Source organism: Streptomyces sp. NBC_00250, from assembly GCF_036192275.1.
GTDB lineage: Bacteria > Actinomycetota > Actinomycetes > Streptomycetales > Streptomycetaceae > Streptomyces.
Window position 1 is genome coordinate 1,429,700 of the sequence record NZ_CP108088.1, and the last position, 24,444, is coordinate 1,454,143.

A 24,444-nucleotide genomic window follows, 5' to 3' on the forward strand; every position below is an offset into this window, starting at 1 on the left:
CGGGGCCGTCGGCATCAGCACAGCACGCACGAACAGGGAAGACATGAACACCGTACGCACCACCCCGCCGCCGGTCGTCCTCGCCGGCGCCCGCGGCCACGGCCGCAGCCACCTCCTCAACATCCGCCGCCTCGAAGAGCAGGGGCTCGTCCGCCTCGCCGGGGTCTGCGAGCTGCGCCCGCTCGACGCGGACGAGCTCGACGGCATCGGAGACCCGGCGCAGTCCGCCGACTTCGAGGAGCTCCTCGCCTCCACCGGCGCCCGCATCGTCGTGCTCAGCACCCCCATCCAGACCCACACCGACATGACGCTCGCCGCCGCCCGGCACGGGGCGCACATCCTCCTGGAGAAGCCGCCCGCCCCCTCGTTCGCCGAGTTCCGCAGGATGGCCGACGGGGTCGAGGCGGCCGGGGTGGCCTGCCAGATCGGTTTCCAGTCGCTGGGCTCGCATGCCGTGCCCGCGATCCGCCGCATGGTCGAGGAGGGCGCGATCGGCGAGCTCCTCGGCGTCGGCGCGGCCGGCGCCTGGGTCCGTGACGAGGCCTACTTCCGGCGCGCCCCCTGGGCGGGCCACCGGAGGCTCGGCGGGGTCGACGTCGTCGACGGGGCGCTCACCAACCCCCTCGCCCACGCCGTCGCCACGGCGCTCGCACTGTCCGGCTCCACCCGGGCCGAGGACGTCGAGCACATCGAGACCGAGCTGCTGCACGCCCACGCCATCGAGTCGGACGACACCTCGGCGGTACGGGTCGTCACCTCGGCCGGCACCCAGGTCACGGTCGCGGCGACGCTCTGTGCCGAGAGGTCCTCGGAGCCGTACGTGATCGTCCACGGCAGCCAGGGCCGGATCACCTTCTGGTACCGGCAGGACCGGGTGCTCGTGCAGCGCGCCGGGCACGGCCCGGTGGAGACCGAGTACGGCCGCACCGACCTCCTGGAGAACCTCGTCGCGCACGTCACGGAAGGCGAGCCGCTGTGGGTCCCGCCCGCGGCCACCGGCGCGTTCATGCGGGTCGTCGAGGCCGTACGGACGGCTCCCGACCCGCTGGAGATACCCGCCGCGCACTGGCACGCCGAGCCCGGCGAGAGCGCGCCGCGCCGGGTCGTCGACGGCGTCGACGCCCTGGTGGACGCCAGTGCCGACGAACTGAGCCTGTTCTCCGAACTCGGCGCCCCCTGGGCTCCGTCGACCCGGGCGGAGGCCCGATGAACCCCGAGCCGTCGACGGTCCTGCGCTGCGCGGGCGTCACCGTCGCCCGCTGCACGACCCGGCCCGACCTCGCCCTCGACCACTCCCCGCGGCCGTACCTGCACCCGGTGACCACCCTGGCCGGGCGCCCGGTGACCGAGACGGCGCCCGAGGACCATCCGCACCACCTCGGCGCGGGCGTCGCCGTGCCCGACGTCGCCGGCCACAACTTCTGGGGCGGGCGCACCTTCGTGCGCGACCGCGGCTCGGTCGAGCTCGACAACCACGGGGTGCAGCGGCACGACGGGTTCAAGCTGTGCGACCCGGACGGCTTCGTGGAGGAGCTGACCTGGACGGCCGGGGGCGAGCGGCTGCTCCGCGAGCACCGTACGGTGGCGGCCACCGCGCTCACCGAGACCGCCTGGGCGCTCGACCTCACCTTCTCCCTCACCAATGTGTCCGGCCGTGACCTGTCGATCGGCAGTCCCGCGACGAACGGCCGGCCGGGCGCGGCGTACGGCGGCTTCTTCTGGCGCGCGCCGAAGGAGACGAAGGCGCCGGTGGTGTTCGGGGCGGCTGCGGGCGCGGACGGCGAGGAGGCGGTGCACGGGGTCCGCTCGGACTGGGTGGCGCTCGTGGGCGGCGGCTGGACCCTGGTGTTCGCCGGGGCGACGGCCCGGACCCGTGAGGACCCGTGGTTCGTCCGGGCGGCCGAGTACCCGGGGGTCGGTTCCTCGCTCGCCCATGACGGGCGTCTTCCGGTGACGGCCGGCGAGACCTTCGTACGGCGAGTGGTGACCGTCGTCGCCGACGGCCGCCTCGACCGGGGCGAGGCTGCGACCCTGGTCCGCAAGGCGGTGACGTCGTGACGGGGGCCGGTGCGGTCACGGCCACCGGGGACCTCGGTGACGGCACGTACCGCAACCCCGTCCTCGCCGCCGACTGGTCCGACCCCGACGTGGTCCGGGTCGGCGAGGACTACCACCTGACGGCGTCCAGCTTCGGCCGCGCGCCCGGCCTGCCGCTGCTGCACTCCCGGGACCTGGTCAACTGGACGCTCGTCGGCCACGCCCTGGAGCGGCTCGAACCGGCTGCCGCGTTCACGGAGCCCCGGCACGACCGGGGGGTGTGGGCGCCCTCGTTCCGGCACCACGACGGCCGGTTCTGGATCTTCTGGGGTGACCCCGACCACGGGATCTTCCAGGTCAACGCCCCTTCCGTACGCGGCCCGTGGACGGCCCCGCACCTGGTGAAGGCGGGCAGGGGTCTGATCGACGCCTGCCCGCTGTGGGACGAGGAGTCGGGCGAGGCGTATCTCGTGCACGCCTGGGCCAAGTCCCGCGCGGGGTTCAACAACCGGCTCACCGGGCACCGGATGAGCCCGGACGGCACGAAGGTGCTGGACGAGGGCCGGGTCCTCGTCGACGCCGACCGGATACCGGGCTGGTTCACCCTGGAGGGCCCGAAGCTGTACCGGCACGACGGCTGGTTCTGGATCCTCGCGCCGGCCGGGGGCGTGGCCACCGGCTGGCAGGGCGCGCTCCGGTCGCGGTCCTTCTTCGGCCCGTACGAGGAGCGGACCGTCCTCGCGCAGGGCGACACCGACGTCAACGGCCCCCACCAGGGCGGCTGGGTGCGCACCCAGCGCGGCGAGGACTGGTTCCTGCACTTCCAGCGGTCGGGCGCGCACGGCCGGCTCGTCCATCTCCAGCCGATGCGCTGGGACGCGGACGGCTGGCCCGTGCTCGGCGCCGGGGGTGCCCCGGTCCGGGTCCACCGCAAGCCGGACCTGCCGGAGCAGCCGCCCGCGCGGCCGGCGGTGGACGACACCTTTCCCGGCGGGCGGTTCGGCCGCCAGTGGCAGTGGACCGCCAACCCGGGCGAGGGCTGGGCCAGTCAGCACTCGGGCGACGGGCTGCGGCTCGGCTGTGTGCGGACGGACCGGCTCGGCGACCTCCGGAGCGTGCCGCACGTCCTCACCCAGCGGCTGCCCGCCGGGGCCGTGGCCGTCGAGGTCGGGCTGCGGCTCGACTCCGAGGCGGCCGGGGCCCGCGCGGGGCTCGTCGTCCTGGGGGACGCGTACGCGTGGATCGGCCTGGAGCGCGCCCCGGACGGCACGGCCCGGCTCGTGCACCGTTTCGCCCCGGCCGACGCGGAGCACGAACGGGACGCGGCGCACTCCCGGCCGGTCACCGGGGACCGGGTCCTGCTCCGGATCGAGGTCACGGCGGACGCGCGCTGCCGCTTCTCGTACACCACCGACGACACAGCTGACGGTCCGGTCCGGCTCGGACCGGAGTTCGCCGCCACTCCCTGGCGCTGGGTCGGCGCCCTGCTCGGTCTGTTCGCCGGGGCGCCGGAGGGTGCGGGACACGCCGGGACGGCCGTGTTCTCCGCCTTCCGCGTCACCGCCGTCTGAGGGCCCCGCCCGCCGGGCGCGCTCCGATGCGCCCCCTGAAACTCCCCCACGTCCCATCCCCGAAAGTCCCCGCAACACCCCGAGAGAAGAGAGCCGACGATGACCATCTTCCCCGGCGGACGGCGCAGAGCCGCCCTCGCCCTCGCCCTGTCCTCCGTCCTCGCACTGACCGCCACCGCCTGCGGTGACGACGGCAGCGGCGGGGGCGGCGACAAGGGCACCGAGGGATCGGGCAAGGGCAAGATCACCTTCTGGGACAACAACGGCGGTGTCCGCACCGACGTCTGGAAGGAGATCATCGCGGACTTCGAGAAGGCGAACCCCGACATCGACGTCGAGTACGTCGGGATCGCCTCCAAGGAGGTCCAGTCGAAGTACGACACCGCGATCCAGGGCGACGGCCTGCCGGACGTGGGCGGCGTCGGCGCGGCGATGCTCGCCGGAATCGCCGCGCAGAACGCCCTGGAGCCGCTGGACGCCCGGATCGAGGACAGCGCGCTCAAGGGCAGGCTCAACGCCGGCATGGTCGCGAGCGTGAAGGCGGCGGGCGGGCAGGACAAGCTGTTCACCGTCCCCACCTCCGCGAGCAACGGCGTGCTCTACTACCGCACCGACCTGTTCAAGGCGGCCGGGCTGCAGGAGCCCACCACCTGGTCGAAGTTCTACGCGGCGGCGGAGAAGCTGACCGCCACCGACAAGAACCGTTTCGGCTACACGATCCGCGGCGGCGCGGGCTCGATCGCACAGGCCCTGGACGCCATGTACGGCCAGAGCGGCATCACGAGCTTCTGGAACGGCGACAAGACCACCGTCAACGATCCGAAGAACGTGGCGGCGCTGGAGAAGTACGCCGGCCTGTTCAAGAAGACCACCCCGGCCGCCGACGTCAACAACGACTTCACCAAGATGGTCGCGCAGTGGGACAGCGGCCAGATCGGCATGCTGAACCACAACCTGGGCTCCTACCAGGACCACGTGAAGGCGCTCGGCACCGACAAGTTCCGGGGCATCCCCAACCCGACCCTGGACGACGGCACCCGTGTGCAGGTCTCCAACCCGGTCGACGGCCTCGGGCTCTTCTCCTCCAGCAAGAACAAGGCCGCCGCCTGGAAGTTCATCGAGTTCGCGGCCTCGCACGCCTCCAACAGCAAGTGGAACAAGTCGGCCGGCGCCATCCCCGCCAACACGGAGGCCGCCCAGGACCCGTGGCTCCAGGAGGCGGAGCCGACCAAGCTCGGCGCCGAGGTCCTCTTCAGCGGCAAGGCCACGATCGTGGAGCTGCCGTACTACCTGCCGGACTGGAACACGATCTCCAAGGCCGAGAACGAGCCGGGCTTCCAGAAGGTCCTGCTCGGTACGTCCGGCGCCAAGGAGTTCCTCGACCACCTGGCCGAGCAGCTGAACGCGGCGCAGGCCGAATGGAAGCAGCAGAACCAGTGAGCGTAGGCCGCCGCGCGGTGGTCACGGCCGGGGCGGGCCTCGCGCTCGCCCTGGCCGGGGCTCCCCCGGCCCGTTCCCAAGGACACCCCCGCATGCGCACCCTGTTCCTCGCCGGCGACTCCACCGCCGCCCAGAAGTACGCCGACGCCGCTCCCGAGACCGGCTGGGGCATGGCCCTCCCCTTCTTCCTGCACCACGGCGTGCGGGTCGCCAACCACGCCGTCAACGGGCGCAGCACCAAGAGCTTCCTCGACGAGGGGCGCCTCGACGTCGTACTGAAGGCGCTCCGCCCCGGCGACCTGCTCCTGGTCCAGTTCGGTCACAACGACCAGAAGGTCGCCGATCCGAGCCGGTACACCGAGCCGTGGACCACCTACCAGGACAATCTGCGGGTCTTCGTCGAGGGCGCGCGGTCCCGTGGCGCCCTCCCGGTGTTCGCCACCTCCGTCGAGCGGCGCAGGTTCGACGTGGACGGCACCGCCCTGCGGACGCTCGGCGCGTACCCGGCGGCGATGCGGGAGACCGCCCGCGAGTCGGACGTCCCGCTCCTCGACCTGGAGGCGCTGTCGCTCGCCCTGTGGCAGCGGCTCGGCCCCGAGGCCACCAAGACGTACTTCAACTGGACCGCGACCGAGCAGGACAACACCCACTTCAACCCGCCCGGGGCGATCGAGGTGGCCCGCCTCGCCGCCGCCGAGCTGCTCCGCACCCATGTCCTCGCGCCGCGCGAGACGCGCCGCCTGGACGACGAGATACCCACCCCGTGGATCACCTGGCCCGAGTCCGAGGAGAGCAGCACATGAACCGACGCACGCGACTGGGAGTGATGGCCGCGACCGCCCTCACCCTGACGGTCACCGCCCCCGCCGCCGGCGCCCACGCCGCCCCGCGCCCCGCCGCCGACCCCGCCCGCGCCACGCTGCCGGCCGGTGACGGCTGGGCGTCCGACGGAACCGGCACCACCGGCGGGGCCGCCGCCGACGCATCCCGCGTCTTCACCGTCACCACCTGGGAGGAGTTCCGGGACGCGTTGGCCGTGCCCGGCACCGAGCCCAGGATCGTCAAGGTGGTCGGCACCCTGAACGCCACCGCCGCCGGCTGCGCCGCCTTCGAGGCCCCCGGCTACGACTTCGCCCGCTACCTCGCCGACTACGACCCCGCCGTCTGGGGGTACGAGAACGTGGTGAGCGGCCCCCAGGAGGACCTGCGGGCGGCCTCCGCGACCGCCCAGGGCAAGGCCATCAAGGTCAAGGTGCCCGCGAACACCACGATCGCCGGTGTCGGCAGGGACGCCGGGATCACCGGCGGCAGCCTCCAGGTGCAGGGCGTCGACAACGTGGTGATCCGCAACCTGACGATGGAGAGTCCGCTCGACTGCTTCCCGCAGTGGGACCCGACGGACGGCGCGACCGGGGCGTGGAACTCCGAGTACGACAGCCTCGTCGTGTACGGCTCCACCCATGTGTGGATCGACCACAACACCTTCACCGACGGGGCCCACCCGGACAGTTCGCTGCCCTCGTACTACGGGGAGGTCTACCAGCAGCACGACGGGGAGCTGGACGTCGTACGGGGTGCGGACCTCGTCACGATCTCCTGGAACGCCTTCACCGACCACGACAAGACCCTGATGATCGGCAACAGCGACAGCGCGGGCGCCACCGACCGGGGGAAGCTGCGGGTCACCCTGCACCACAACCTCTTCGAGAACGTCGTCGAGCGGGCGCCGCGGGTCCGGTTCGGGCAGGTCGACGCGTACAACAACCACTTCGTCGTGCCGAGTTCGGCCTACGCCTACAGCCTCGGCATCGGGCAGGAGTCCCAGCTCTTCGCGGAGAAGAACGCGTTCACGCTCGCCGGGGACGTACCGGCCGGGAAGATCCTGAAGAAGTGGAAGGACGCGCCCGTCACGACCGTGGGCAACTACGTGAACGGCAGGCCCGTCGACCTCCTCGCCGTCCACAACACGCAGTTCCCCGAGGAGCTGTTGCGGGCCGACGCGGGCTGGACCCCCGTCCTGCGCACCCGGGTCGACCACCCGAGGGCCGTGCCCGCCCTCGTCGACCACCGCGCGGGCGCCGGCCGGTCCTGCTGATCCCCCATCCCCTTCCAGGAGGACCCCCGCATGCCCTCGCACCCGAACGGAGCGCCGACGGGACGCCGCTCCCTGCTCCTGGGCGCCGCCGGAACCGCACTCGCCCTGGCGCTGCCCGCCTCTCCCGCCTCGGCCGTCTCCGCCGCGCCGGACACCTCGCCGTCACGTGCCCGGCCCTTCGGCCGGTTCGGTTCGCCCGACCGCCGGCTCACCGAGCGGACCCTGTACGTGCACCCCGGCGGCCTCGGCGACCACACCAGCGTCCAGGCCGCGGTCACCGCCGCGAGCGGCACCGGCCGGACCCTGGTGCTCGCCCCCGGTACGTACCGGGAGACGGTCGCCGTGGGTCCGGCCCGTACCGACATGACCTGGATCGGCGCGAGCGGCGATCCCCGCGACGTCGTCGTGGTGTACGCCAACGCCGCCGGAACGCCCCGCCCCGAGGGCGGCACCTACGGCACCACCGGTTCCGCGACCACCACCGTCCAGGCGCCCGGCTTCACCGCCCACGGCATCACCTTCGCCAACGACTTCCTCCGCACCGACCTTCCCGGCAACCCCGGTACCCAGGCCGTCGCGCTCAAGGTGCAGGGCGACCGGTCGGCGTTCTTCCACTGCCGTTTCCTCGGCCACCAGGACACCCTGTACGCGGACTCGATGTCGCTGACGACCTTCGCCCGCCAGTACTTCGCGCACTGCCACGTCGAGGGTGACGTCGACTTCGTCTTCGGTCGGGCCACCGCCGTCTTCGAGCGCTGCCACTTCCGTACGCTGCTCCGCCCCGATCTGGCGGCGGCCCCGCACGGCTTCGTCTTCGCCCCGTCCACGGCCCGGGAGAACCCGTACGGGTTCCTCGCCGCCCGCTGCCGGATCACCAGCGAGGCCCCGGACGGCTACTACAAGCTGGCCCGCCCATGGGTCCCCGGCTCGGACCTCACCGCCTGGCCGTCGCTCGTGGTCCGGGACAGCGTCCTCGGCCAGGGGATCGACGCGGTCGCACCATACGCGAACATGCGTGACGCCTACCCGTGGCAGGCACAGCGCTTCGCCGAGTACCGCAACTCCGGCCCGGGTGCCCGGATCACCGTCCCGGAGAACCGCCCCCGACTCGGGCCCTCCGAGGCCGTGTCCGCGACCCGGTCGACGTATCTCGGCGACTGGAACCCGCGCCCGCCCTGCCCCTGACCCCCGGGAGGAACCCGCCCGCTCCTCCCCCACCGCACACGAGAGGACCCGCACGTCATGTCTCGTACCGCACGCACCAGGAGCACCTTCGTCGCCGTCTCCGTCCTGGCCGCCTGCGCCGGGCTCGGCGTCCTGGCGAGTCCGGCGCAGGCCGCCACCGTCACCGGCTCGACGACGATCGGTTCGACGATGAACTGACCCGCCGCTCACCGCAGTCGAGGGGAGAGGCCCGCTCCGGGGCCCCTCCCCTCCGGGCGTTGCTCAGGCCAACAGGTCCACACAGTCGACGGCGGTGCCCGAGCTCAGGAATCCGGTGCCGGAGGAACCGCTGACGACGTTCAGCTTGAGCACGTTGTACTGGCCGGGGTCGGTCTTCCAGGCGCTCGCGGGGACGACGTACGTGAAGGTGTGGTTGTTGCCCCGGTAGGAGCCGTTGGTCAGCGAACGGGTCGAGGGCTGGGTGGGCGGTGAGGGGATCGCGGAGACCCAGTCGTTGACGGTCACCTGGGGGCGACCGTTGAGGAAGGCCGTGGTGACCCCGATGCGCAGGGTGTGCGCGGCGGCGGCCTGGGCGGCGGTCAGCCGGAAGTACACGAGGACGCCGTCGTTGACGCCCTTCCACAGATAGCAGGGGAAGGAGGCGGACACGTCACCGCCGTCCAGGACGACGTTCCCCGTCCAGGCGGCGGCCCGGACGTCGGCGGGGTGGGCGTACGTCATGAGGGCGGCGTTCTTGAACGCGCCGGGGGTGCCGTCCCAGTCGCCGATCCGCCAGAGGGCGGGGGCGGTGCTCGGATCGTTGGCGAGGGTGAGGGTGAGGGTGTGGAGGGCGGTGGCGGCACCCGCGGTGACGGTCACCGAGCTTGTGTGGACGGCGAGTTCGCCCTTGTAGACGGTGAGGGTGTACGCACCGGGGAGCATGCCCCGGCAGGAGAAGGCGCCGGTTCCGGCGGTGGCGCGGGCCCAGTACTGGGCGTCGGCGTTGGCGAAGCCTACGGTGTACGGGTGACCCGCGGCCATGCCCTGGAGTCCGACGCCGGCGACCCGTCCGCGGCCGGCTGCGCCGACCCAGCCGGGAATGCCGAGGCCGTCCACCCATGAGGTGTCGTGGTCGGCGGCGAAGAGCGCCGGGTCGGGGGTGCCGCCGTCGGTGAAGGCCAGCAGGTAGGGGCCCTGGAGGCCGAAGCGCATGGCCTCGGTCTGGGACTGGTTGTAGTGGAGGATCTCGTACAGGCCGACGCCCAGTTCGTTGGAGTGTCGGAGCAGCGAGCGGTAGAAGGGGCCGCCGGAGGCCTTCTCGTGGTTGGAGCGGATCATCCAGAGGCCGACGGAGCCGGTGGTGTAGCCGATGTGGTCGTAGTCCATGACACGGACGCCGGAGTAGTGCTTGGACCGGGTGTGCCCGTCGGCGCGCTGCCAGACGTCCCCGGCCTCGATGACGGTGTCCGCGCCCTCGACCCAGGAGTCGGGGCCCCCGTCGGGGAAGACGCCGGGCTTGAGGCGGGCGATGAAGCGGGTGGCCGTGAAGGACGTGTCGGCCTTGTCGGTCCACAGGTAGACGTTGTTCCGTCCGGAGCGGGCCGCGAGGTAGTGGCGGAGGGTGCCGTGGACGACGGTGATCAGCACGGTGGACCCGGTCTGCGCCAGGGTGACGGTGGAGGCGCCGAGCCCGGACTCGACGTGCGAGTGCTTGCCGCCGTAGCCCTCGTACTCCTTGCCCTTGTAGACGAGGGAGGTGAGGTCGCCGGTGGACTTGGAGACCTTGAAGACCAGTCCCGCGCCGGTGTCGACGACGTACTGGGTGCCGTCGTCGCTCCAGCCGAACGCGGTGGCGGCGGCGGTGGCCGCGGAGGGCAGGAGGCCTCCGGCGGCGGCCGTCCCGGCGACGGCGGCCCCGAGGAGAGTGCGGCGGCGGAGGGACTGCGCGGAGGTGTCGTACGCGCTCATCGGATGCGGCTCCTTCGGTGGGGACGGGCGGTAGCCCTAGGTCGCCGCTGAAGGGGTGGGGGTTGCCGGATGTTCGAAACGTTTCAAGAAGATGTCGCGGGGCGGATCGTGCGGCCCGTGTGCCGTCACTTCGCCGTCGTCGCGCCGAAGTCGCCGTCCAGGGTGGTGCGGCCGCCGTCCGCGCCCGTCAGGACCGCGGTGTACGTGTCGGCCGAGGCGTCCCGCACCCCCTCGGCGTGGTTGTACTGGCCGGCGAAGACATGGGGGCCCGGCGGGACCGTGCGGCCCGGCTTGAGCGTCCACCGGTAGACCAGCTCCCGGCCCTCCTCGGTCACCGTCGCGGTGAAGTCCTCGGCGGGGCGGGTGCGCCAGTGGCCCGTGCTCACGACGCCGGGGGTGCGGACGATCCGCAGCTCGACGGTGAGGCCGGTGACGGGGGTGTCGGTCGTCAGGCCGAGATCGTTCTGCGCCCACCAGCGGTTGCTGCCGGGGTCGATCGTCGCGGTCGCCCGGGCGCTCGGGCCGGGCGCGGGGAGCACGGTGGCGGGCGTGGCGGGACGGTCGTTCAGCGTGGTCGCCGCGAGCCCGCCGAGGCCGACGACTCCCGCGACGGCCGCCGCGACGGCCACGACCCCCGCCCAGCGGCGCCCGGTCCAGCGGCTCGCGGGCCGGACCGGACGGGTCGCCGGGGCGGGCGCGGCCAGGCCGCGTTCCACCCGGGCGAGCATGCGGGCGTGGTCGGGCCGGTGCGCGAGTGCCGCCTCCCGCAGCTCGTGGCGGAGCCGTGTCTCGTCCATCAGCGCCTCCCGGTGGCGAGTTCGGTGACGGCGTGGGGGCCGAGCAGCCGCTGGAGTTCGGCCATGCCCTTGGCGGTCTGGCTCTTGACCGTACCGACCGAGACGCCGAGCGCGAGTGCGGTGTCGCGTTCGGAGAGGTCGAAGGCGTGCCGAAGGACGACGCAGGCCCGCTTGCGGAAGGGCAGGGCGCGCAGCGCCGTCCGCACGTCGACGACGGCGGGCACGTCCGGGTCCTCGGTGTGGTCGGGGCGCCGGTCCCAGAAGGCGGCGATGCGGCGCCGCTCTCGGACGGTGCCACGGATCCGGGTGCGGACGAGGTTGGTGACGACGCCGCGGGCGTAGGCGGCGGGATGATCGGCGGCGCGGACCCGGTCCCAGCGGTGCCAGAGGGCGAGCATCGCGTCGGCGGCGAGGTCGTCGGCGGCGTCGGTCTCACCCGTCAGCAGATGGGCGAGACGGGCGAGTTCGGCGTAGTGGCGCTCGAAGAAGGCCCGGAACTCCGCCGCGCTCCCGTCGGCCTCAGCGTCTGCGGAGACCACGACGGTCCTCGGTCGAGGCGGCGGGGGACGCGGAAGGGGACGGGGAGCCGAGGGTGGCGGCCGGTCCGGTGCTGGCGCGGGCGGTCAGCAGGGGCGGGATCAGCTCCGTGCCCCTGGGTTCCTCCCCGGCGAGTCGCGCGACGAGCCGTTCCACGGCGAGCCGGCCCATCTCCTGGGCGGGCACGGAGACGGCGGTGAGCGGCACGGAGGCGTGAACGGCGACCTGGTCGGGGCAGATGGCGACGACGGAGACGTCCTCGGGCACGGCGCGGCCCTGGTGACGCAGGAGCGCGAGCAGCGGTTCGACGGCCGCCTCGTTCTGGACGACGAGGGCCGTGGTGCCGGGGCGCTCCTCGAAGACGCGGGTGACGGCGGCGGCGACGGCCGCGTAGGTGCCGTCGACGGGCCGGTGGAGCAGACCGACGCCGTGGGTGTCGGCGGCGGCGCGCAGTCCGGTGAGGGTGCGGGCGGCGAAGCCCGTACCCCGCTCGTAGACGGCGGGCGGTTCGCCGAGTACGGCGACGCGGGTGTGGCCGAGTCCGGCGAGGTGCTCGACGCAGCGCGCGCCGGCGGCCTCGAAGTCGAGGTCGACGCAGTCGAGTCCGGCGGTGTCGGCGGCTTCCGCGGATTCGGTGGGGAGCCCTATGAGGACGGCGGGCCGTTCGGCCTCCTGAAGGCAGGGGAGCCGCGGGTCGTCGAGTCCGACGTCCATGACGATCATGGCGTCGGCGATGGCGCTGCCCTCGACGCGGCGGACGGCTTCGGGGCCTTCCTCGCCGGTGAGCAGGAGCACGTCGTAGCCGTGGGAGCGGGCCGTGGTGGTGACGGCCATCGCGATCTCCATCATGACCGGCACGTAGAGGCCGGTGCGCAGCGGCATCATCAGGGCGAGGATGTCGGTGCGGCTGCTGGCGAGCGCGCGGGCGCCGGCGTGCGGCCGGTAGCCGAGGGTGTCGATGCTGTGCTGGATCCGCTCGCGGGTGGGGGCGGATATGGAGCGTTTGCCGCTGAGCACGTAGCTGACGGTGCTGGCCGACACCCCGGCGTGGCGGGCGACATCGGCGAGGGTGACCACGTGCGCGCTCCTCGGGTGTTCCCGGTGTTCCGGGCGCACGGCGCCCGTCGATGATTCGGACCCCGACCCTAAGCGGCCGCTCGTCGAGCTGTCCAGGCGGGTCGCGAAGAGTCCAAGGGTCCGATGCCCGGGCGGGGTTGTGCGGGGGCGTGCCGCGCGATGGGATGGACACGGGACAGCAAGCGCTTTCACAGCCACTGATCTTCCCTTTCTCTCCCTCTCTCCGACAGGAGGACCATGTCCGCCCTGCCCTGGTACGAAGACGTCTCCCCCGGCCGAGGCACGCTCCCGCCCCGTGCCTGGTACGCCCGCTCGGACGCCCCCGCCCTCTCCCTGAACGGCGATTGGGCGTTCCGCCTCTCCCCCACCGCAGACGCCGAGGACCAGGCCTTCGCGGCTCCCGAGTACGACGCGAGCGACTGGGGGACGGTCGCGGTGCCGGGCCACTGGGTGCTCCAGGGCAAGGGGAGCGAGGCGCCCGGGGAGTACGGCGGACCCGCCTACACCAATGTCCGCTACCCCTTCCCCGTCGACCCGCCCCGCGTCCCCACGGAGAACCCGACCGGTGACCATCTGCGCCGCTTCGACCTGCCCGCAGACTGGCCCGCGTCCGGTGGGGCGGTCCTGCGCCTCGACGGGGTCGAGTCCTGTGCACGGGTCTGGCTCAACGGCACGGAGCTGGGCGAGTTCAAGGGCTCGCGGCTCGCCCACGAGTTCGCCGTCGGCCACCTCCTGAAGGCCCGGGACAACGTCCTAGCCCTCCGCGTCCACCAGTGGTCCTCCGGCTCCTACCTGGAGGACCAGGACCAGTGGTGGCTGCCCGGCGTCTTCCGTGACGTGACGCTGCTGCACCGGCCGGAGGGCGCCCCCCGCGACTTCTTCGTCCATGCCTCGTACGACCACGTCACCGGCACCGGCACCCTGCGGGTGGAGTGCGAGGGCGACGTGGCGGGCCGGGTCACGGTGCCGGAGCTCGGGCTCGACCTCGCGACCGGGGAGGCGGTCACGGTCGCGGTCGAGCCGTGGTGCGCCGAGGTCCCCCGCCTGTACGAGGCCGAGCTCGCGGCCGGTGGGGAGCGGGTCGCGCTGCGCGTCGGGTTCCGGACGGTGGCCGTCGAGAACGGAGTGATGACGGTGAACGGGCGCCGGGTCCTCTTCCGGGGCGTTAACCGGCACGAGTTCCACCCGGAGCGCGGGCGCAGCCTGGACCTCGCGACCATGCGGGAGGACGTCGAGCTGATGAAGCGGCACAACATCAACGCCGTCCGCACCTCCCACTACCCGCCGCACCCCGCCTTCCTCGACCTCTGCGACACGTACGGGCTCTGGGTGATCGACGAGGGCGACCTGGAGACCCACGGCTTCGAGGACTTCGCCTGGCGGGGCAATCCGGTCGACGACGCCCGCTGGACCCCGGCACTGCTCGACCGGGCGGCCCGCCTGGTCGAGCGGGACAAGAACCACCCGTCGGTGGTGATGTGGTCGCTGGGCAACGAGTGCGGCACCGGGGCGGGGCTCACCGCGATGGCGCGGTGGATCCGCGACCGGGACCCGTCCCGCCTGGTCCACTACGAGGGCGACCGTTCCTGCGCGGACACCGACGTCTACTCGCGGATGTATCCGCCGCACGCCGAGGTCGACGAGATCGGCCGCCGCGCCGACCGGGGACCCGCCGCCCGCGCGCAACTCCCCTTCATCCTCTGCGAGTACGCGCACGCGATGGGCAACGGCCCCGGTGGACTCGCCGACTACCAACGGCTCTTCGAGACGTACGAGCGCTGCCAGGGCGGCTTCGTCTGGGAGTGGATCGACCACGGCCTCGTCCATCCGGTCCACGGGTACGGCTACGGCGGCGACTTCGGGGAGGAACTGCACGACGGGAACTTCGTCTGTGACGGACTGCTGTTCCCCGACCGGACGCCGTCGCCGGGACTCCTGGAGTACAAGAAGGTCGTCGAGCCGGTCCGCATCGCCGACGGAGGACCCGGCGCGGCCCTGGTGACCAACGGCCATGACGTCGCCGACCTCGCGCATCTCGCCTTCACCTGGTCCTTCCTCGCCGACGGCGAGACGCTCGCCACCGGCCCCCTGGAGGTGCCCGCGCTCGCCGCCGGGGCGAGCGCCCGGGTCGACCTTCCCGTACCGCCCGCGCATCGCGAAGGGGCGGAAACCCTGTGGACGGTACGGGCGTTGCTCGCGGCGGACACCGCGTGGGCGCCCGCCGGGCACGAGGTCGCCTGGGGACAGATCCAGGTCTCCGCGCCCGTCCGCCCGGCTCCCCCGACCCGCGCCCACCCGTCTCGCACCTCGGACCGGATCACGCTCGGTCCCGGCGTCTTCGACGCCCGGACCGGTGTGCTGTCGGCACTCGGTTCCCTCCCCGTCACCGCAGGCCCGCGCCTCGACGTATGGCGGGCGCCGACGGACAACGACGACGGCGCGCCCTGGCAGCCGGACGAGCGCCACGGGCCGCTCTGGCGCGAGCTCGGCCTGCACCGGATGCGGCACCGCACGGACGAAGTCCTGCTGGACGCCGAGGGGTTGACCGTACGGTCGCGGGTCGCATCGGGTGCGTCGGACGTAGGGCTCCGCACCACGTACCGCTGGACCTCGGACGGCACCGTGCTGCGGCTCGCGGTCGAGGTGGTCCCGGAGGGCGAGTGGCGGGTGCCGCTGCCCCGGCTCGGGGTGAGGCTCGGTCTGCCGGCCGCCCTGGACCGGGTCGACTGGTACGGGGCGGGGCCGGGCGAGGCGTACCCCGACACCCGGGCGGCGGCGCGGCTCGGCCGCTGGGAGGCGACCGTGGACGCGCTCCAGACCCCGTACCTGCGACCGCAGGAGAACGGGGCACGGATCGACACGCGGTGGGTGGAGCTGACCTCCCCGACGGAGGGCGTACGGGTGGAGGGCGACCCCGCGTTCGCGTTCACCGCCCGCCGCTGGACCACCGAGCAGCTGGACGCGGCCGCCCACCGCGGCGAGCTGGTCCCGGGCGACACGCTGTGGCTGCACCTGGACCACGCCCAGCACGGCATCGGCTCCCAGTCCTGCGGACCGGGGGTACTGCCGGAGTACCGGCTCGACGCGGCCCCGGCCGCCTTCTCCCTCTCCTTCACCCCGCTCGGCTGACCGTCTCGTCCCCGGTCCCCCGGTCCCCCAGGGGGCCGGGGCTCAGGTCATGTTGAAGTACGGCAGGGGGCCGGCGGGCTGGGCGGCGGTCACCCGGCGGACGACCGCGATCGCGAGGATCGCGCACAGGATGTTGAGACCCTGGTCGACCGGGTTGCGGTAGTCCGTCTGGTCGAGGACCCCGAGGTGGAAGGCGACCGAGAAGGGGCCGTCGACGAGCCAGACGAACCACCAGGCGTTGATGAGCCACGCGTCGCGAGGCGGGCCGCCGGCCCGGTGGATGTCGAGGGTGATGCGGCGCGGCATCCACCACATGGCGAGCGGGATGGCCCAGGCGCCGATGGCGAAGCCCACCGTGTGCTTGTGACTGCCCGGGGCGAGGACCTCGGCGTTGGCGCGGACGCGGACGAACCAGAAGAGGAACGCGATCCAGCACGCCACCTGGAGCACGGCCGGGAACGGGACCATGTCCTCGGCGAGCCAGGGTGAGTCCTTGCCGCCGGTCGCGATGATGTACACGTCGGCTAGGGCCTGGGTGGCGATCAGCGACTGGACGACGAGCGCCGGTCCGACCGGATTGCGGAATCTGAAGCGCGGGCCCCTCACGGCGGCCGGTCCGACCGGCACGTTGTACGCATCCATGAAACGTTTCCCCCCCGGGATACGGTGACGCCGCCGCGCAGGGGCACGGCGGCGATGATCACCGGCATAGTAGATGCGTTTCGGCCAGGGCGTCCAAGAGCGGCGGCCCTACCGGCGGAGCAGCCGCCCCGGGACGATTCCACGGGCCCGCAGTTCCGCCGCGACGAGGGCCGCGTACTCCGTGGCCCCGCGCACCGAGGTGTGGGTGTTGTCCCGCTTCTCCGTCGTCAGATAGAGCGCCTTGGATGCCTCGGGGCCCAGCTCCTCGACCCGCGCCCTGGTGAGGGCGGTGAGGTCGATCAGCGGGGTGCCGAGGGTCGCGGCGAGGGCGCGGATCTCTGCGGGGTGGTCCACGCCGAGGCCGTTCACGAGCAGGGCGATGGCGTTGTTCAGGGTACCGTCGGCGTTGAACCAGCGGCGGACGACCGGAGTGACGAGGACGGGTTCGCCGCCCCGCGCTCGTACCCGCTCGACCAGGGTGGTGAGGTTCGCGCGGTAGGTGGCGGCGTCCGTCTGCTTGTCGTTGTGGGCGAGCTGGATCAGGACGGGGTCGCCGGGCCGGATCGCGGCCTCGACCCGTTCGAAGAGGGCCGGGTTCTCCAGGAAGGTGACGGTGCTCTCCCCGGAGTCGGCGTGGTTGGCGACCGCGATCCCCCGCTTCAGATGGGCGGGGAGGACCTGGCCCCAGCCGGTGTAAGGGTCGCCCGGCTGGTCGCAGACCGTCGAGTCACCGACGCGGAAGAGCCGGCGGGCCGCACGGGCGGGGGTGACCCGCAGCGCGGTGACGCGGGGTGCGGAGCCGCCGAGGACCAGGTCGAGTCCGGGGCTTCCGGCCGGTCCGGTGGGTTCGCCCTCCGGGTCGCGTACGTCCACGGTGAACGAGCGCCGGACGCGCTGTCCGGCCGCGGTGGTGGTCTCGGCGAGCAGGGCGCGCCGGGTCTCGCCGCTGACGGCGGTGGATCCGGCGGAGTCGCCGCCGAGGGTCACGGTGACGTCGTACGTGCCGGGCGGGACGTCGAAGTGGCAGGCGAGGGACGCGGTGTCCGAGACGTTGTCCGAGGTCGTGACGGTGGTGCAGTGGTCGAGCCCCTGGCCGTAGGAGCCGTAGGAGCCGTGGGCGGGGGCGGCGTGGGCGGCGGGTGCGCCGGCCAGGGTGCCGAGCAGGGTCGCCGCGGCGGCGAGCAGCGCTCTCTTCCTCATCGTGTGGCCTCCGGTGGTCACTTGGGCAGGTGGTCGCCGACGAGGGCGAGGTTCTGGATGGCGGCCAGGCCGTAGAGAGCCGTGGTGTTGGTGCTGATCCACAGGTGCTCGTAGCCCGGTTCGAGGGCGGCGGAGCCCTGGACCGGCGTCTTGTCCCAGACCATGGCGGCGGTGTATCCGTCGCTCCTGTCGAATTTGGCCCAGGCGCGCTGGGCGAGCTTGGCGTCGTTCGACTGGGCGGCGGCGTAGGCGTCCTGACGCGAGTGGCCCTGGAAGAGGAGGAGGGTGCCGAAGTTCTGGCCGTAGCGGGCGGCCTGTTCGGTCTTGGAGGCGTTGAAGTAGCGGCAGTAGTCGAGCCAGGCCTCCTTGAACTTCGGCTGGTCGACGAGGTCGATGAGCTCGGCGCACATCTCCACCAGGCCGAACATCGCGGAGAGGTGGGAGACGCCGACGACGGGCTTGTCGGCGATCGCGAAGCGGCCGGTGTCGAGGTCGTAGAGGCCGGTGCCCTGGACGAAGCCGTTGGGCTGGGCGGCGATGGTCTCCATGGTGGAGCGCAACCGGGCTTCGGCCTTCGCCGCCTTGGGGCCGCCGCGCTCCCACTCGGTGAGCCAGGCGGCGGCGAGACCGCTCCAGTCGGTGCCGAAGCCGATGGAGAGGGCGTGGCGGTCGGGGGTGTAGGGCTCGGTGCGGATCTTGCGGATGGGATCGAGGACGAGGAAGGTCTCGTCGGAGTCGACCAGGTCGTGCATGAGGTCGCCGACGCGTTCGTCGGCGGTGAGGAAGTAGTAGGGACGACGGTAGACGGCGGTGGAGATGCGCTGCTGCTTCGCGCTGTCGGCGAAGTGCTGGACGCCGTGGCGGGTGCCGAGGCCCGCCCACTTGCCGAGGTGGTAGACGTCGACCTCGCCGGTGTGGCGGGTCATGGCCTCGGCGAAGCGGAAGACGTCGGAGCGGCCGGAGCGCAGGTACGCGTACCAGAGCCACAGGTCGGGCGAGAGCTCGGAGTTGTCCCAGGCGTAGCCGCCGACGTCGTACCGCCACTGGTGCCGGTCCTCGTCGTAGGTGTGCATGATGTCGCCGTAGTCCCAGAAGCCGTACCAACGGCGCTGCTCCACCTGGTCCTTGTAGTAGGTGAAGAGGTAGTCGAGGCGGTCCTCGATCGTCGCCTTCGCCGGGGTGGAACGGTCGACGGGCGAGAACAGCCCGCCGAACACCCGCGCGCGGACCAGGTCTTCGGGGCTGGCGGCGAGCTGCGGCGGGGTACGGACGGCGGCCGCCTGGGCGACGAGCGTCGCGGCGGTGGGGGTGGCGGCGTTGGCCCAGAACATCAGCTCACTGGTGCGGGCGATGCCGTAGGGGGTACCGAAGCCGGGCTCGTGGTCCTCATACGTGATGTTGAGGCCTTCGAGCTGCTCGGGGAAGGTGTCCTGCCCCATGCCGTCGTGGTAGAAGCGCAGGTCCATGGGCTGGGCCTCGGGCGACCAGAGCCAGAGGGTGACCTCGGCGGCGTCGCCGGCCGCGCCCCGGATGTCGAGCTGGGCGGGGTGCTTCTGCCAGAAGTCCCGCATCCCGAAGGAGAGTCCGCCGGTCACGCCGCCGACATAGCCGAAGCCGCTCGCGCGCCGGCCGCCGCCGGCCGGGATCCAGCCGTGGCCGGGCTTGGTGCGCTTGCGGAGGCTGAAGCCGTCGGCGGAGAGCTGGGCGAGGGTGTAGTCGCCCCAGGTGGGGACGTACTGCATGCGGGTGGTGACGCGCTGGTCCCAGGAAGCCGGGTCGGGCAGCTTCTCACCCTTGACCTGGGCGGTGCGGACGGCGGCGCCGGGGTCGCGGCGCAGGCCGGTGATCCCCTGGACGGCCTCGGTGAGGAACCCGGCGCCCTCACCGGCGATGCGGACGTGGCGGTCGTACGCGGCGTCCCGCATGGGCACGGTGAAGCGGACACCGAGGCCGCGGATGAAGTCCTTCTGCTGGTCGCCGTCGTAGGTGATGGTGTGGACCATGCGGAAGGAATCGGAGCCCGCGTAGAAGTAGAGACGCACCGAGAACGGCAGCCAACTCCGGCTCCCCTTGCGGTGCTTGCCGTCGATGCGGACCACGGCCCTGACGGGGCCGCCCTGTTCGACGACGGCGCCGGAGATCTCGCCGTCGAACCGGTCCCACTTGGCGTTGCCGTGGTCGCCGTCGTCGAGGTCGCTCTGGCGGAGCAGGACGAGCCGGCCGTCGGTGGCGACCTTCACGCCGTCGCGGGTGACGGACTCGACGAGCTTCCCGCCGTCCTTGGAGACGACGGCCCGGACGGTGCCGGTGTCGACGGTGATCCGGCGACCGGTCTCGGTCACGGTGACGGTCTTCGCGGCGGTCGCCGGGGTCCCGGGCGCGAGGGTGAACCGCTCGGCCCCGGCGGCCTCGGGTCCGACGGCGTGCGCGGTCCACTTGAGGGAGCCGTCGGGCCAGCGGGCAGTGGTCCAGGTCTGCACGGGGACGTCGGCGCCGTCGGCGGCGGTGAGCGCGAAGGCCCGGTCGCCGGGGTGGACGCCCTTGGGCCAGGCGACGCCGAAGGTCGATCCGGCAGCGGCACCGAGCCCACCGGGCTCCAGCCAGGTGACGGTCGCGGGCCGGTCGGCCGCCGGGGTCTCGGCGGGCGCGGCCGCCCGGGCGTCCCCGCGCCCGAGCACCCAGCTGAACTGTGCGGCGGCTCCGGCCACGGCGGCGGCCTTGAGGAGGGAGCGGCGAGGTAGGGCAGACACGGGAACTCCTTTCATGGGCATGCCGAGGGCATGCCTGCGGAAGCGGGAGGGGTACGGGTAACCGGGCCCACCCCGTGTGCCCACCCGTCCCGCTGGGGCGGGACGGGTGGGCACACGGGACGGCGCGCTCTGGCGGCGCCTCAGCCCCCTGCACCTGCCCGCACCACCAGGCGCGGTGCACTCGTGGTGCGGGCCAGGGGGCGGGAGCCTAGGCCCGGCAAGGGGCACCGTCCGGGCACGCCCAGGACCCCGGGAGTATGGGTCAGCCCGGCAAGGGGCGGCGCTGCTCCGCCGCCAGGGTCGAGGCGACGAGGATGCCGAGGGCCGGTAGGGCCAGGGGGGCGGAGAACCAGGCCGAGGCGGCGATCACCGCCAGGCCGCAGACGACGAGGAGGGAGCCCGCCGGGTCGCGCAGTGCGCGGCGGGCGGCGGGGCCCAGCAGGGTGCGCCAGCGCAGGTCCGGGCGCCAGGCCGTGGCCGCCCGGAGGAGGGTGACCGTCAGCCAGAGCGCCGCGAGGATCGCGAGGGCCCCGGCCAACCGCCCGCCGGGCACGGGCAGCGCCCGTACGAACGCGAGGTCGACACCCACCAGGGCGAGCGCGGTCCCGTAGCCGAGACCCGCCGACCAGCCCCCGCCCCGCAGGGCCGCGCGGAGGTCGGCGGTGAAGTACCGCAGTCCGGTCTCCTCGTCGCCGGTCCAGCGCCGCAGGTGCGCGGCGCCGGCCGCGAGGGCCGCCGGGAGGGTGACGAGGGGCAGCGCGGCGACGGCGATCCACACCCCGACGAGCAGGCATTCGGCGAAGACGGCGAACCGTGCCAGGAACCGGGCTCTCATCTCGGCACCGCCCCTCAGCCCTTGAGGCCCGACGTGGCCATGCCGTCGATGAGGTACCGCTGGAAGGCGAGGAAGAACGCGACCACCGGGAGCAGCGCCACGAGCGACATCGCGATCATGCCGCCGTAGTTGGCGACGCCGTCCTGGTCGACGAACATCTTGAGGCCGAGCGAGACCGTGTACTTCTCGGGTTCGTTGAGGTAGATCAGCGGCCCCATGAAGTCGTTCCAGGCGTTGATGAACGTGAAGATCGCGCTGGTGATGAGCGCGGGCCGGCACAGCGGCAGCACGATCGACCAGTACGTGCGCAGGTGCCCGCAACCGTCGAGCCGTGCCGCCTCGTCCAGTTCCTTCGGCAGCCCGCGCATGAACTGGAGCATCAGGAAGACGAAGAAGGCGTCCGTGGCCAGGTACTTGCCGAGCAGCAACGGCGTGTAGGTGTTGATGAGTTCGAGCTTCTGGAACAGCACGTACTGCGGGATGAGCAGCACGTGGTACGGCAGAAGCAGCGTGCCGATCATCGCGGTGAAGAGCAGTCCGCGCCCGGCGAAGCGGACCTTGGCGAAGGCGTAGGCAGCGAGCGAGCTGGAGAGGACCACGCCGATGACCGAACCGGCGGCCAGGAAGAGGGAGTTGCCGAAGAAGGTGGTGATGGGGATGTCGGCGATTCCGTCGGCGAGGCGCCGGTAGTTGTCGGTGAGGGGGTCGGTGGGGAAGAGGGCGAGGCTGCCGACGATCTCGTCGTTCGGCTTGAAGGAGCCGCCGATGACCCACACCACGGGGTAGAGGATGACGGCGAGGACGGCGAGGGCGCCGAGGTGCCAGACGAGCGAGCCGGCCGTCCGCGTCCTGGCGGGGCGCGGGGCTGTGCGTGTGAGGCTCATCGGGCCCCCTCCTCGTAGTGCACCCAGCGCCGCTGGGACCAGAAAAGGAACGCCGTGACGAGGGCGACGGCGAGCAGCAGCATCCAGGCCATCGCGGAGGCCAGTCCCATCCGGCTGTTCTCGAAGCCCTGGATGTAGAGGTAGCAGGTGTAGACGAGGGTGCCGTCGGCCGGTCCGCAGGCGTTGCCCTGGCTGCCGATGATGTAGGCGGACCCGAAGATCTGGAAGGAGTGGATGGTCTCCAGGAGCACGTTGAAGAAGAGGACCGGGGAGATCATCGGCAGGGTGATGCTCCAGAACCTCCGCAGCGGGCCGGCGCCGTCGACCTCCGCCGCCTCGTACAGTTCGCGCGGCACCTGCTTGAGTCCGGCCAGGAAGATGACCATGGGGGCGCCGAACTGCCAGACCGTGAGCGCGACGAGGCTGTAGATGATCCGGTCGGGGTCGCCGATCCAGCCGCCGGCCTCCATGCCGAGGAACTGCTGCCCGCGGTCGATCGCGGCGCCGTCGGAGAACAGCGCCCGCCAGACGATGGCGATGGAGACGCTGGCCCCGACGAGCGAGGGCGCGTAGAACGCGGCCCGGTAGAAGCCCTGCCCGCGGCGGCTCTGGTTGAGCAGCAGCGCCACGCCGAGTGCCGCGGCCAGCTTGAGCGGGGTGCCGATCACCACGTACCAGCTGGTCACTTCGACGGAGGTGCGCCAGCGGGGGTCGCCGAACATCTCGGTGAAGTTGTCGAAGCCGATCCGCTTCGGGGCGTCGAAGAGGTTGTAGTCGGTGAAGGCGAAGTAGAGCGAGGCGACCATGGGCCCCGCGGTGAGCAGGAGGAAGCCGGCGATCCAGGGGGACATGAAGAGATAGCCGGCGAGGTTCTCGCGGCGGGCCCGGTCGCACTGTCCGGCGCGGCCCGGCGTCCGGCGCGGGCGGTCCCCTCCGGACGTGGCGTCCGCGGGTGCGGTCGTCACGTCCGGCGGGGTCGCCGGCGCGGGGGTCGGTACGGAGGTCACGGCGGCGTCCATCAGGGGGCGAGCGCCGTCTTCGCCTCGGTGAAGAACTGCTTCACCGCGTCCGGGACGGGCCGGGTGCCCAGGGACATCTCCTCGCCGAGCCGCAGGAACGCGGCCTCGGTGACGTCGGCGCCCGCCGGGTGCGGGGTGATCGGTTCCAGGACGCGGGACTCGACCAGCTGCTTCTCGTACGCGGCGATCTGCTTGCCGACCGCGTCGGTCGGCACGTACGCCTCGTACTGGGCGGTGGTGGCCGGGACGCCACGGTCGTAGCCCATGATCTTCCCGACCTCGGGGTCGTGGACCATGAAGTCGATGAACTGGGCGACTTCCTTGGGGTGCTCGGTGCGCCGGGAGCCGCTGAGCATGAGCGAGCCGAGGTACTGGCCGGTCTTGCGGCCGTCCGTGGTCGGGATGGGGGCGAGCCCGTACTGGCTCTTGCCCTCGGAGGCGTAGCGGACGGTGAAGTTGTCCCAGGTGAACTCGCAGGCGGCGAGTTCGGCGGTGACCGCCGACTTGGGCTTGGCCTGGATGGTCCGCTTCGGGTCGGCGTAGATGCCGGACTCGACGCCCTGGTGGGCCTTGGTCCACCAGTCCGTCAGATCCGCCTCGGTGAAGCCGAGTCCGGAGGTGCTGAAGAAGGCCTTGCCGTGCTGGCGCAGGTAGAGGTCGTACAGGTACATGATCCCGTAGGGGCCCGCGTCTCCGGCGCGGCCCTGGGTGTCGCGGATCTTGGCGAGGGCGGCGTGGTACTCGTCCCAGGTCCAGCCGGCCTTGGGGGCGACGCCGGCCTTGCCGAAGACGGTCTGGTCGACGACCAGGGCCATCGAGTTGCTGCCGACGGGTACGCCGAGGAGCTTGCCGTCGACCTCGCCGAACTTCTCCAGTCCGGCCCGGAAGCCGTCGAGGCGGAGGTTGCCCTGCTCGGCCTGCTCGCGCAGGTCGAGCAGGACGTTCTTCGCGTCGTACTTGCGCAGGAATCCGATGGCGTTCTGGAAGACGTCGGGCGCGTTGCCGCCCGAGGCCTGGGTGTTGAACTTCTTCCAGAAGTCGGCGTACGGCTGGAAGTCGGTCTTGACCTTGATCTTCGGGTACTTCTTCTCGAAGAGGGCGATCGTCTGGTTGATCCGCTTGGCCCGGTCGTCGGAGCCCCACCAGGCGTACCGGATGGTGACGGTGCCGTCCCCGGATCCGGAGCCGGTGCCGCACCCCGCGGCGGTCAGGCCGAGAGCCGCCAGTGACCCGCCCGCGAACTTCAGCAGATTCCGACGGTCGACAGTGCTTTGAGTACGCACAGTTCGTCCTCCCGCG

The 24,444-nt window shown here is 72.5% G+C and carries 20 protein-coding genes; 9 read left to right on the forward strand and 11 right to left on the reverse strand.

What is annotated here, in order from left to right; translation table 11 throughout:
* The first annotated feature begins 43 nt into the window (after window positions 1–43).
* From OG259_RS06320 to OG259_RS06355, 8 genes are all read left to right on the forward strand, one after another.
* Window positions 44–1,210 carry a Gfo/Idh/MocA family protein gene (locus OG259_RS06320; protein WP_328941298.1) on the forward strand — a complete coding sequence of 389 codons (1,167 nt, stop codon included), beginning with the start codon at window positions 44–46 and terminating at the stop codon, window positions 1,208–1,210.
* Window positions 1,207–2,058 (forward strand): PmoA family protein, encoded by an 852-nt coding sequence (locus OG259_RS06325; RefSeq protein WP_328941299.1) that lies wholly within the window; start codon window positions 1,207–1,209, stop codon window positions 2,056–2,058. Before OG259_RS06320 ends, OG259_RS06325 begins: the two co-directional genes overlap by 4 nt.
* Window positions 2,055–3,608, forward strand: a complete 1,554-nt coding sequence (locus tag OG259_RS06330) for a glycoside hydrolase family 43 protein (protein ID WP_328941300.1) — start codon at window positions 2,055–2,057, stop codon at window positions 3,606–3,608. Before OG259_RS06325 ends, OG259_RS06330 begins: the two co-directional genes overlap by 4 nt.
* Before the next feature lie 99 nt (window positions 3,609–3,707).
* Window positions 3,708–5,048, forward strand: coding sequence for an ABC transporter substrate-binding protein (locus tag OG259_RS06335; RefSeq protein ID WP_328941301.1), 1,341 nt, complete (start codon window positions 3,708–3,710; stop codon window positions 5,046–5,048).
* Window positions 5,045–5,851 (forward strand): rhamnogalacturonan acetylesterase, encoded by an 807-nt coding sequence (locus tag OG259_RS06340; protein WP_328941302.1) that lies wholly within the window; start codon window positions 5,045–5,047, stop codon window positions 5,849–5,851. The genes OG259_RS06335 and OG259_RS06340 overlap by 4 nt, the downstream gene beginning before the upstream one ends.
* Window positions 5,848–7,143, forward strand: coding sequence for a pectate lyase family protein (locus OG259_RS06345; RefSeq protein WP_328941303.1), 1,296 nt, complete (start codon window positions 5,848–5,850; stop codon window positions 7,141–7,143). The genes OG259_RS06340 and OG259_RS06345 overlap by 4 nt, the downstream gene beginning before the upstream one ends.
* A 30-nt stretch (window positions 7,144–7,173) precedes the next feature.
* Window positions 7,174–8,328 carry a pectinesterase family protein gene (locus OG259_RS06350; protein ID WP_328941304.1) on the forward strand — a complete coding sequence of 385 codons (1,155 nt, stop codon included), beginning with the start codon at window positions 7,174–7,176 and terminating at the stop codon, window positions 8,326–8,328.
* Window positions 8,329–8,385: 57 nt separating this feature from the next.
* Window positions 8,386–8,526, forward strand: coding sequence for a hypothetical protein (locus OG259_RS06355; protein WP_328941305.1), 141 nt, complete (start codon window positions 8,386–8,388; stop codon window positions 8,524–8,526).
* Window positions 8,527–8,589: 63 nt separating this feature from the next.
* On the opposite strand, the gene OG259_RS06360 is transcribed toward OG259_RS06355, so the two are convergent.
* The 4 genes from OG259_RS06360 to OG259_RS06375 form a co-directional block, all read right to left on the reverse strand.
* The gene (locus tag OG259_RS06360) at window positions 8,590–10,275 is read right to left on the reverse strand and encodes a rhamnogalacturonan lyase B N-terminal domain-containing protein (protein WP_328941306.1); all 1,686 of its coding nucleotides are present in this window, start codon (window positions 10,273–10,275) and stop codon (window positions 8,590–8,592) included.
* Window positions 10,276–10,400: 125 nt separating this feature from the next.
* Entirely contained in the window at window positions 10,401–11,072 is a 672-nt protein-coding gene (locus OG259_RS06365) for a hypothetical protein (protein WP_328941307.1), read from the reverse strand.
* Window positions 11,072–11,611: a SigE family RNA polymerase sigma factor gene (locus tag OG259_RS06370; RefSeq protein WP_328941308.1), complete on the reverse strand. Its 540-nt coding sequence runs from the start codon at window positions 11,609–11,611 to the stop codon at window positions 11,072–11,074. The genes OG259_RS06365 and OG259_RS06370 overlap by 1 nt, the downstream gene beginning before the upstream one ends.
* Entirely contained in the window at window positions 11,592–12,686 is a 1,095-nt protein-coding gene (locus tag OG259_RS06375) for a LacI family DNA-binding transcriptional regulator (RefSeq protein WP_328941309.1), read from the reverse strand. Before OG259_RS06375 ends, OG259_RS06370 begins: the two co-directional genes overlap by 20 nt.
* Before the next feature lie 237 nt (window positions 12,687–12,923).
* On the opposite strand from OG259_RS06375, the gene OG259_RS06380 reads away from it, so the two are divergent.
* Complete coding sequence (locus OG259_RS06380; RefSeq protein ID WP_328941310.1) at window positions 12,924–15,815, forward strand: glycoside hydrolase family 2 TIM barrel-domain containing protein; 2,892 nt, start codon at window positions 12,924–12,926, stop codon at window positions 15,813–15,815.
* Window positions 15,816–15,857: 42 nt separating this feature from the next.
* On the opposite strand, the gene OG259_RS06385 is transcribed toward OG259_RS06380, so the two are convergent.
* From OG259_RS06385 to OG259_RS06415, 7 genes are all read right to left on the reverse strand, one after another.
* Complete coding sequence (locus OG259_RS06385) at window positions 15,858–16,457, reverse strand: DUF4328 domain-containing protein (RefSeq protein WP_328941311.1); 600 nt, start codon at window positions 16,455–16,457, stop codon at window positions 15,858–15,860.
* A 108-nt stretch (window positions 16,458–16,565) separates the two neighbouring features.
* Window positions 16,566–17,657, reverse strand: coding sequence for a rhamnogalacturonan acetylesterase (locus tag OG259_RS06390; RefSeq protein WP_328941312.1), 1,092 nt, complete (start codon window positions 17,655–17,657; stop codon window positions 16,566–16,568).
* Window positions 17,658–17,674: 17 nt separating this feature from the next.
* The gene (locus OG259_RS06395; protein ID WP_328941313.1) at window positions 17,675–20,407 is read right to left on the reverse strand and encodes an exo-rhamnogalacturonan lyase family protein; all 2,733 of its coding nucleotides are present in this window, start codon (window positions 20,405–20,407) and stop codon (window positions 17,675–17,677) included.
* 262 nt (window positions 20,408–20,669) lie between these two features.
* Window positions 20,670–21,242, reverse strand: a complete 573-nt coding sequence (locus OG259_RS06400) for a hypothetical protein (protein WP_328941314.1) — start codon at window positions 21,240–21,242, stop codon at window positions 20,670–20,672.
* A 14-nt stretch (window positions 21,243–21,256) separates the two neighbouring features.
* A complete protein-coding gene (locus OG259_RS06405) occupies window positions 21,257–22,126 on the reverse strand; it encodes a carbohydrate ABC transporter permease (RefSeq protein WP_328941315.1) in 870 nt (289 codons plus the stop codon).
* On the reverse strand, window positions 22,123–23,145 hold the full coding sequence (locus tag OG259_RS06410; RefSeq protein ID WP_443051922.1) for a carbohydrate ABC transporter permease: 1,023 nt from the start codon (window positions 23,143–23,145) through the stop codon (window positions 22,123–22,125). The genes OG259_RS06405 and OG259_RS06410 overlap by 4 nt, the downstream gene beginning before the upstream one ends.
* On the reverse strand, window positions 23,145–24,428 hold the full coding sequence (locus OG259_RS06415) for an ABC transporter substrate-binding protein (protein WP_328941317.1): 1,284 nt from the start codon (window positions 24,426–24,428) through the stop codon (window positions 23,145–23,147). Before OG259_RS06415 ends, OG259_RS06410 begins: the two co-directional genes overlap by 1 nt.
* Window positions 24,429–24,444: the final 16 nt, after the last annotated feature.